The sequence below is a fragment of the Pseudoalteromonas sp. SIMBA_162 genome (genome assembly GCF_046535955.1).
Lineage (GTDB): Bacteria > Pseudomonadota > Gammaproteobacteria > Enterobacterales > Alteromonadaceae > Pseudoalteromonas > Pseudoalteromonas marina.
Map to the genome: position 1 here is coordinate 1 of NZ_JAWJBQ010000359.1, position 274 is coordinate 274.

Genomic DNA, 274 nt, shown 5'->3' on the forward strand with positions numbered 1-274 from the left:
CTGCCGACCACATGGCCGAGCAGCAGGGCACCCACCAGCAGGCACAAGCCACCTGCGCCGGTCACCATGAGCGCCATGTAGGCGCCACGCCGGGCGTCTGCGCGGTGGTGCCAGTAGCCGATCAGCAGGAAGGAGAACAGGCTGGTGAGTTCCCAGAAGAACACCAGCTGGATCAGGTTGCCGGAAATGACCAGGCCGAGCATGGCGCCCATGAAGGCCAGGAAGAAGGCGAAGAAACGCGGCACCGGGTCCTGTGGCGACATGTAGTAGCGCG

Annotated in this window: 1 protein-coding gene; it reads right to left on the reverse strand. The window is 65.0% G+C overall.

What is annotated here, in order from left to right; translation table 11 throughout:
• On the reverse strand, positions 1 to 274 hold a 274-nt coding region (locus R0J88_RS20025; RefSeq protein WP_410900880.1), incomplete at both ends, for a proton-conducting transporter membrane subunit.